An 8351-nucleotide genomic window follows, 5' to 3' on the forward strand; every position below is an offset into this window, starting at 1 on the left:
CTCGACTGCCGATGACCGGTCATGAACCCCAGCCCTGCCGCTTCTCTCAGGGCCCGGCACAATCTCCGCGCGGCTACCCGCGTACCTGCCCCAGCCACTGGAGGGTCCGCCGGATCTCCACGGCCAGCGGATGGCCGGGGCCGTGCAGCCGCTCGACGTCCAGGACGAGCCGCGCGAGCGTGTCGTGGGCGGCCGGCCGGTCGCCGAGGGCGAGCAGCAGATGGCCGATGCGGCGGCGCACCTCGTGGGCGAGCTGCGGGTCCCCGGAGACGTACTGGTTCTCGTAGTACGGCAGCAGCGCGCGGTACTCGGCGAGCGCCGCCGCCGGTTCGCCCAGTTGCTCCAGGCACTGCGCGGCCTCGTACCGGTAGCGCAGCGACTGCGGGTCGGCCTGGCCGGCCTCGGCGGCGCGTTCGTCGGCGAGCCGGCGCAGTTCGGGCAGCGCGCGCCGGTACTGGCCGTCGTCCATGAGCGTGGCCGCGTACTGCTTGCGCAGGGTGCGTACGACCGGGGAGTGCTCGCCGTGCTGCTCGGCTGCGGCCGGCAGGATCGCGCCCAGGATGTCGACGGCCTGCGTGATACGGCCCTCGCCCAGCAGGCGTTTGACCTCGTCCACGGCGGCGGCGACACCGGGCTTCCCGGCCACCGGCGGCGCCGGCGCGACGGGCGCGGGCTGGGGCGCGGGGGTCCGCGCGCGGTCCGGCCAGGGAGCGTGCGGGCGCAGGAAAGGGCGCGTGGGGTCCAGGGGCGCTCCGGTGGGCATCCCGCGCGCGGGCAGGAGCAGCGCCAGGTCCTCGTACACCTCCTGCGCGGACGCCGGCCGGTGCTGGGGGTCCTTGGCGAGCAGCCGCAGCACCAGGGTTTCGAGCGCCTCGGGGACCTCGGGGCGGATCCGGCGCACGGGCAGCGGCGGCTCGTACAGGTGCCGGTGCAGCACGCCCAGCGCGGTGGAGCCGGCGAACGGCACCTCGCCGCTGAGCAGTTCGTGCATCAGCACGCCGAGCGCGTACAGGTCGGTGTACGGGCCGACCGCGCCGCCCATCGCCTGTTCCGGCGCCATGTAGGCGGGCGAGCCGATCGGGGAGCCGGTGTGCGTGAGACGGGTGGTGTCGGTGTCCATGACCGAGGCCACGCCCAGGTCGAGGACGGTGACCGTGCCGTCCTGTTTCACCATCACGTTGCGCGGCTTGAGGTCGCGGTGCACGATCGGCACGGCGTGCACCGCGCTCAGCACGGCGCACAGTTGCGCCGCCACCGCGACCGCCCACTGCCACGGGTACGGGTCGTGCTCGGCGAGGTGGTCGGACAGGTCGGCGCCGTCGACGTACTGCATGACGAGGAACAGCTCCTCGCCCTCGCTGCCCGCGTCGTGCACCGTGACCAGCCCGGGGTGGTCCACCTGCGCGGTCACCCGGCACTCGCGCACGAACCGCCGGCGCAGCTCGTCCGCCTCCTGGCCCGCCACCTTGTCCGGGCGCAGCAGCTTCACCGCCACGCGCCGGTCGAGCCTGCGGTCGTACGCCGTCCAGACCTGGCCCATGCCGCCCTGCCCGATGAGCGTGGACAGTTCGTAACGGCCGGCGACCATGCGCCCTGTCGTCACGGTCACCGTCCGCCCTCGCCGTGGCCCTCGTGTCCGTCGTGCCGGCGCAGATAGTCGCTGAGTTCGTCCAGTTCGGCGCGTACCTGGTCGATGCGGGCGGGCGCGGGGCGCTGGGGCGGCTCGGCCGGCGGCACGGGCGCCGGGGGCGCGGCCCCGGTGTGCGACGGCCCGGGTGTCCCGGTGTGCGGCGGGGGTATCGGCGTGGGGCGCGCGGGCGGCACGGGGTGCTGCGGGGCCGGTACGGGCGTCGGGTACGGCGGCGCCGCGTGCCCGAAGCCGTAGGGTCCGGGCACGGGCGGGGCGTGGGTGGTGGCGTGCGTGTGGGCGAACCCGGTGAACCGCTGCCGCTGGTGCAGCCGGATGTCCACGGCCAGGTAGTAGACCGCTGACGCCACGCCGAGGAGCATGAGCAGGCCCAGGGCGACGTCGCTGCGCCAGTCCTTCTCCGGCAGTTCACCGACCACCACGAACCCGGTGACGGACAGCGGCAGGCTCAGCCAGGCGGTCAGCCAGTCGAACCAGCGGCCCCGCACGAAGGCCACCCGGAACAACGGCAGGCACGACAGCAGTCCGCAGGTGAGCGCCCCGGCCGCCGCGAACATCACGCGCAGGGAGATGACCTTTCCCGCGCTGCGGGGAGGCGGCACCGCGCCGTGGCCGTACATGACTGCTCCTGGACCGAGTGGGACCGATGGGGACGGACGCCGACGGGACGGTGTCCCGGTCGGAGTCCGAGCGTATAGGCCGACAAGGACAACCGGTCCCGGGTTGTACCGAACCGTTGTCGCACTGATCACTTCACGCGGTTCGGTCGCTTCACGCGGTTCGGCCGGGCCGGGTTCAGTCGGGTGCGACCGTGCCGTCCGTCAGTCCGTCGTACATCCCGCGCACGAGCTGTTCCCCGAGCCGGCTCGCGTGCCTGAGCGCCCGCTCGAACTCGTCCAGCGCACGGAACCGGTCGCCGTAGCGCCGCTGTTCCTCCAGCGGGAGCCGGGGCAGCTGGAGCCGGCGCACGTCCAGCCGGGTCGCCGTGGAGGCGTAGCTGCTGGCCTGCCGGTTGTTGGCCGTACCCCGCAGGAACCCGGCGAGGAACCACGGGTCGAGCGCCGTCCGGTCCGGGCGCAGCAGCACGAGGTTGCGGCCCAGGACCGCGCCCCCGGTCGACTCGTCGATCACCCGCGCCACCGACCCTCCGCCGAGCACCGGTACGACGACATCGCCCGGCTCGGTCAGTACGGCCCCCTCCTCGCTCTCCGGAAGCGTGCCCGAAGGCGCCGTTCCGGCGAGGACGTCATGGTCGGTGAGCACCGGCACGCGCGCGTGGCCGCCGTTTCCGCCGGTGCTCATCAGCAGCGCGCCCCCGCGCGCGAGTTCACCGATCGTGGTGAGCGGCCAGCGCGCGGCCGGCGACGGGTCGGCCGGGGGCGGGGTCAGGTCGGCGGTCAGGCGCAGGGTCGCGCCCAGGCGCTCGCGCACCCGCGTGAGCTGCTCCGCGCCGTCGGCCACCGCGGCCGGCGGCAGATGACGGGCGGGAGCCAGGTCCACGTCGTCGTCCAGGAGGTCGATGACCGGCACGGAACGGGCGAGCCCCGGCCGCTTGGCGAGTCGCCCCGCGCGTGTGAAGGCGCCCCAGGCGTCCGTCACGGCCTCCCGTACCGCCTCCCAGTCCGGACCGCCCCGACCCTCCCCGGCGAACCTCCCGGTGTCCACGAGCAGCACCTCGGGCGTCGCCGGCGCCCGGTCGGGCCGGCGCAGCACCCACAGGTGCAGCGGGATGTTGTACGGCGGTGCCGCCCCGACCGGCAGCGCGACCACGGCCCGCAGCGCGCCCCGGCGCAGCAGATCGGCGCGGATCCGGCGCCCGGAACGGCGGGAGGCGGCGGCCGGCGGCATGAGCAGCACCGCGGTGCCGCCGTCGGTCAGCCGGGCCAGCGCGTGCTGCACCCAGGCCAGTTCGGACTCGGTGCGGGCCGGGAAGCCGTACTCCCAGCGGGGGTCGTAGGCGAGTTCGTCGTGGCCCCAGTTGCGCTCGTTGAACGGCGGATGGCACAGGACCACGTCGGCACGCAGCCCGGGGTGGGCGTCGGCGCGCAGGGTGTCGCCGGCGGCGGCGCGCACGGTGGCCCGGCTGTGCAGCGCGAGCCGCAGCGCGCTGATCGCGGCGAGTTCGGGGGCGCTGTCCTGGGCGTACAGCTCCTGGTCGGGGCGGGCGGCCACGGCGCGCAGCAGGGCGCCGGTGCCGCAGGCCGGGTCCAGGACGGTGCGGGCCGGGCCGGCGAGGTCGGCCATGAGACCGGCGAGTTCGGCCGGGGTGAGCGTGTACTGGCGGGGGCTGGCGTCCAGGTGCCGTCCCAGCAGGAACTCGAACGCCTGCCGCGCCCCCGTCTCTGCGGCCAGTTCGGCGGCACCGCGCAGGAGGGGGGCGGAGAGGAGGAGCTGGGGGCCGGTGGGGGTGCGCAGGGCGGGGGTGGCCTGAGGGATTGGAGTGACTGAGGAGGCTTTGGCGGCTTGGGCGGTGTGAACGGCTTGCGGCGTGTGAATAGCCGGCGGGGTGTTCACGGGCGATGGCGTCTGTGAGGCGTTCACAGCGGGGGAGGTGTCAGCGGGGTTCACGCGGCCGGTGCCGGCTCCGGCGTTCACACCGACGGCATCGACAGCGGGGTTCACACGGGGCGAGCCGGCACCGGCGTTCACACCGGGCGAGCCGGCACCGGCGTTCACACCGCCGGCCCGAGCACCGCCGTTCACACCTCCGGCGTGGGCAGCCCGGTTCACACCGCCGGCCTCGCCACCGGTGTTCACACCAGCGGCGCCGCCACCGGCGTTCACACCAGGAACGTCGGGGCCGAGACGCGGGACCAGCACCTGATCCAGCGCGCCGGACAGGATCGCGGCGAGCCGTGCGTCGGAGCCCGCGCTCGCGTCGAGCCAGACGGTGGGCCGCTCGTGGATCAGCAGCAGCACACAGCCGGTGTGCACCAGGGCCGTCAGCGGTCCTTCCGGATGTCCGGCGAGTTGCTGCCAGACGCGTTCGCGCAGCGGCACCTCGGCGAGTTTTCCCTGCTTGCGCAGCCAGGCCTCGACCTCGGCGAGGGCGAAGGACGGGCTGGTCTCGGTGCCGCCCACCGGTTTCGGGAAGTCGGTGTGCCGACGGCGCCAGTTGCTGACGGCGGCCCTGCCCACTCCGGCCAGCCGCGCGATACCGGCCGCGGTCACCTCTGTCGCGTTGTCCTGCACCGGCCCCGCTCCCCTCGTCCCATGTGAGCACCGAGCATACCGACGTACACAAGACCTCATGTTCACGACCGTGTACCGACATTGATCCGTGAACCGTGTTGACTCGGTTCACAGGCTCTGCTCTTATTGACCCAGCGAACGAGCGGCCACCGGAGGGGGAGGCCGCAGCATGTGGGGAGGGGTTCGCCATGGGTATGAAGGCCAAGGTCGCACTCGGTGCCGTCGTGGGGATCGTCGTCATCGGTGCCGTGTCCGCCACCGCCGGCAGCGACGGCAAGGACGGCGGTTCCGGCGGTGGCGACAACGGGTCCTCCGCATCGGCCGAGCACGAGTCCGGCGGCAAGAAGGACTCGGGGGGTGCCAGGAAGGCCGAGGGGAAGAAGGCCGCCTTCGGGGGCGACGGCGAGTACCAGGTCGGCACCGACGTGAAGCCGGGGACGTACCGCACGACCGGCAACGACGACGGCATGTGCTACTGGGAGCGCGCCAAGGACGCCTCCGGCGAACTGGACTCCATGCTCGCCAACGACAATGTCAGCGGCACGAGTTACGTGACCGTCAAGCCCACCGACAAGCTGTTCAAGTCCAGCGGTTGCGAGGACTGGCAGGCCGTGGACCCGAAGGCGAAGGGCACGCCCGCCTCCTCGATGGACGGCGACGGGGGCATGTTCAAGGTCGGTACGGACATCGCGCCGGGCACCTACAGGTCGACCGGCAACGCCGACGGCTCCTGCTACTGGGAGCGCACGAAGGACGCCGGCCACGGGCTCGACTCGATCATCGCGAACAACAACGTCACCGGCACGGCCGTCGTCACCATCAGCCCGTCGGACGCCTACTTCAAGACGAACGACTGCGGCACCTGGAAGAAGGCCTGACCCATCCGCTCACCCCGGCGCGGCGGTACGACACCCCGCGCCGGTCCCGCACCACCACACCCCGCGGAGCCCCACGGCTCCCCGCTCACCACCCACTTCTCTCACCAAGGAACTGTCATGCGTCGTACCGCACTTGCCGCCCTCTGCCTCGCCGCCGCGGCCACCGCGGGACTCACCACCGGCTGCCAGCCCGGGCAGGACTCGGCGGACAGCAAGCCGAAGGGCCCGTTCGCCGGGCTGAGCGGCAGCCAGATCGCCGATCGCGCGCTGAAGGCCACGACGGACGCCCCGTCCGTGCGGCTGAAGGGCCGGGTCACCGACGACGAGAGCAAGGGCGTCATCGACATCGACATGGCGATCAACCATGAGGGCGAGTGCGCCGGCACGATGAACATGGAAGGCCAGGGCAAGGCTCAGCTGATCAAGACGGGCAGCACCGTCTACATGAAGTACGACGCGGCGTTCCTGCGCGCCCAGAGCGAGGGCGAGTCCAAGGAGGACACGCAGGCGGCCGTGGACATGCTGGCCGGGAAGTGGACCAAGATGGCCGTGAAGGGCCAGGACGCCAAGGACATCGCGAGCTTCTGCGACCTGGACTCGGTCCTCGGCGACCTGAGCGACGGCGGCACGGCGGGCACCACCCGCGGGAAGACCACGCGGGTCGACGGCACGCCCGCGATCACCCTGCACGAGAAGGACGGCAAGGAGCGCTACACGGCGTACGTGGCGACCGAGGGCAAGCCCTACCTGCTGCGGGTCGACAGCACGTCCGGCGCGAAGGAGCCGGAGCACCTGTCGTTCGTCGACTACGGCAAGCCGGTGCCCGCGCAGAAGCCCACGGGCGAGATCATCGACCTGGACGCGCTGTAACAGCTAGGCGCTGTGACAGCCGATGCCCGGTGACAGCCGGTGCCGGACAGGACCCGGCGCGGGGTCACGGCGGGTGCCGCGTCCCTGCGGTGTACACCGGCAGTTCGGTGGGGATGCGCCCGTAGCGGGCGTTGCCCCCGAGGTCGTGGGTGACGAACCCGGGCCAGGTGGCGGTCCTGCCGAGCACCACCGGGAGCCGGGCGGGTCAGCGGGCCCGGAAACGCTCGGGCGCCTCGGTGGGGTTGCCGCCGGTGGGGAGCTTCTGGTCCGGGCAGCCGGCGAGGACCTTCTTCATGGCGGTCCGCTCGGCGGCGGTGACCCACAGGCCGTACTTCTTCTTGACCGCGACCTGGGCGGCGACGTAGGCGCACCGGTAGTTCTTGTTGGGCGGCAGCCAGGTGGCCGCGTCGCCGTCGCCCTTGCCGCGGTTGGTGCTCGCGTCGACCGCGAGGAGGTTCAGGGGGTCGTTGGCCAGCGCTATGCGCTTGCTGGGGTCCCAGTACTTGGCGCCCTTCTGCCAGGCGTCGGAGAGGGCGACGACGTGGTCGATGTCGACCTGGCTGCGGCCGCGCCGGTAGGTGATGTCCCTGCCGGAGTAGGGGTCGGGATCCAGCAGGCCGTAGGAGACCCTGCAGCTGCCGCCGGTGAACCGCACCTGCTTCAGGTCGCGCTTGAGGATGTCGTCGCGGGTGTCGCAGGAGTTGGAGTCGGTGTCCGCCCAGGCGGTGCCGAACCGCTCCCGGGAGTAACCGGTCTTCGGCGCACGCCCCTTGACGGTCAGCGAGTCGGCGGCGGCGAGGGCCGCACCCCCGCGCCCGCCCTTCGCGGGCCCGGAGGCCCCCTCGGTCTGCTCGGCCGTGCAGCCGGTCACGGCGACCAGCATGGCCACGGCGATGGCCGCCCCGCCCCTCGGACGCGTCACAGTGCGTCTCCCTCCCTCACCCTGTCCCGTCCCGCGGGCGCGGGCGGATCGTTCCGCTCACCACCGTAACTTCCCTCCCCAGCCCAACAGATGCGAGAACAAAGGGGGTATCAGGAGCAATTCGGGCGCGAGTTGAGGAATGTGCCGGGCCGTTGCGGTCCGCGCGCCCCCCTCGGCCGGACGTGACCTCGTCACTGGGGTCAGGGTCCGACGATCCTCGCATGACCGAGAACAGCCACCTCCAAGTTCCCCTTACCGTCCTCGTGACCGGCGCCGGCACCGGCATCGGCCGCGCCGCCGCGCGCGTGCGCCGCCGAGGGCGCCCGGGTCGTCGCCGTCGGCCCCGGGCCGCGCCCCTGGCCGAGACCGCCGGCGGGCACCCCGGGATCACGCCGCTGTCCGCCGGCCCGACCGCCGAGGACGGGCCCGGGAGCGTCGTACGGGACACGCTGGAGCGGTACGGCCGGATCGACGTGCTCGTCGACGACGCGGCCGTCGTCACCGCCGGCTCCCCGCGCGGCTGCACGCGCGCGTCGGTGCGACCGCTGCTGGAGACCGGCCTCCTCGCGCCCGTACTGCTCCCCCGGGCCGCGCTGCCCGCGCCGGCCGAGAGCCGGGGTGTCGTGGTGAACGTGACGACCCCGGTGGGGCAGCCCGCCCGGCCCGGCGACTCCGGACGGCCGTACCGGTGTCGTACGCGCGGTAGCCGTTGGCGGTGCGCACGGACGTGACCAGGCCCCGCTGCTCCGAGGTCCTGTCGTCAAACTCCCGTCGTCCGCCCGGAGGGCGGGCCGCGCGGCGTCAGGTGCGTGCTCTCGGCGTGCCGGGCCCCGGCCCTCGT

The 8351-nt window shown here is 73.3% G+C and carries 7 protein-coding genes; 3 read left to right on the forward strand and 4 right to left on the reverse strand.

Going from position 1 to position 8351, the window contains the following annotated elements; genetic code table 11:
- Positions 1–73: 73 nt before the first annotated feature.
- The 3 genes from AB0L21_RS25890 to AB0L21_RS25900 form a co-directional block, all read right to left on the reverse strand.
- Entirely contained in the window at positions 74–1588 is a 1515-nt protein-coding gene (locus AB0L21_RS25890; RefSeq protein WP_365786666.1) for a protein kinase, read from the reverse strand.
- 17 nt (positions 1589–1605) lie between these two features.
- Complete coding sequence (locus AB0L21_RS25895) at positions 1606–2268, reverse strand: hypothetical protein (protein WP_365786650.1); 663 nt, start codon at positions 2266–2268, stop codon at positions 1606–1608.
- A 175-nt stretch (positions 2269–2443) separates the two neighbouring features.
- Positions 2444–4840 carry an N-6 DNA methylase gene (locus AB0L21_RS25900; RefSeq protein ID WP_365786652.1) on the reverse strand — a complete coding sequence of 799 codons (2397 nt, stop codon included), beginning with the start codon at positions 4838–4840 and terminating at the stop codon, positions 2444–2446.
- A 188-nt stretch (positions 4841–5028) separates the two neighbouring features.
- Here AB0L21_RS25900 and AB0L21_RS25905 point away from each other — a divergent pair, with 188 nt between their 5' ends.
- Together AB0L21_RS25905 and AB0L21_RS25910 are read left to right on the forward strand one after the other, a co-directional pair.
- Positions 5029–5718 (forward strand): hypothetical protein, encoded by a 690-nt coding sequence (locus tag AB0L21_RS25905; protein ID WP_365703267.1) that lies wholly within the window; start codon positions 5029–5031, stop codon positions 5716–5718.
- A gap of 117 nt (positions 5719–5835) precedes the next feature.
- Positions 5836–6588 (forward strand): hypothetical protein, encoded by a 753-nt coding sequence (locus AB0L21_RS25910; protein WP_365703269.1) that lies wholly within the window; start codon positions 5836–5838, stop codon positions 6586–6588.
- A gap of 205 nt (positions 6589–6793) precedes the next feature.
- Here AB0L21_RS25910 and AB0L21_RS25915 read toward each other — a convergent pair whose 3' ends face one another.
- Positions 6794–7510: an HNH endonuclease family protein gene (locus AB0L21_RS25915; protein ID WP_365786654.1), complete on the reverse strand. Its 717-nt coding sequence runs from the start codon at positions 7508–7510 to the stop codon at positions 6794–6796.
- A gap of 221 nt (positions 7511–7731) precedes the next feature.
- On the opposite strand from AB0L21_RS25915, the gene AB0L21_RS25920 reads away from it, so the two are divergent.
- On the forward strand, positions 7732–8241 hold the full coding sequence (locus AB0L21_RS25920; protein WP_365786656.1) for an SDR family NAD(P)-dependent oxidoreductase: 510 nt from the start codon (positions 7732–7734) through the stop codon (positions 8239–8241).
- The last annotated feature ends 110 nt before the right edge of the window (positions 8242–8351 follow it).

Source organism: Streptomyces sp. NPDC052721, from assembly GCF_040678315.1.
In the GTDB taxonomy this organism is placed as follows: Bacteria; Actinomycetota; Actinomycetes; order Streptomycetales; family Streptomycetaceae; genus Streptomyces.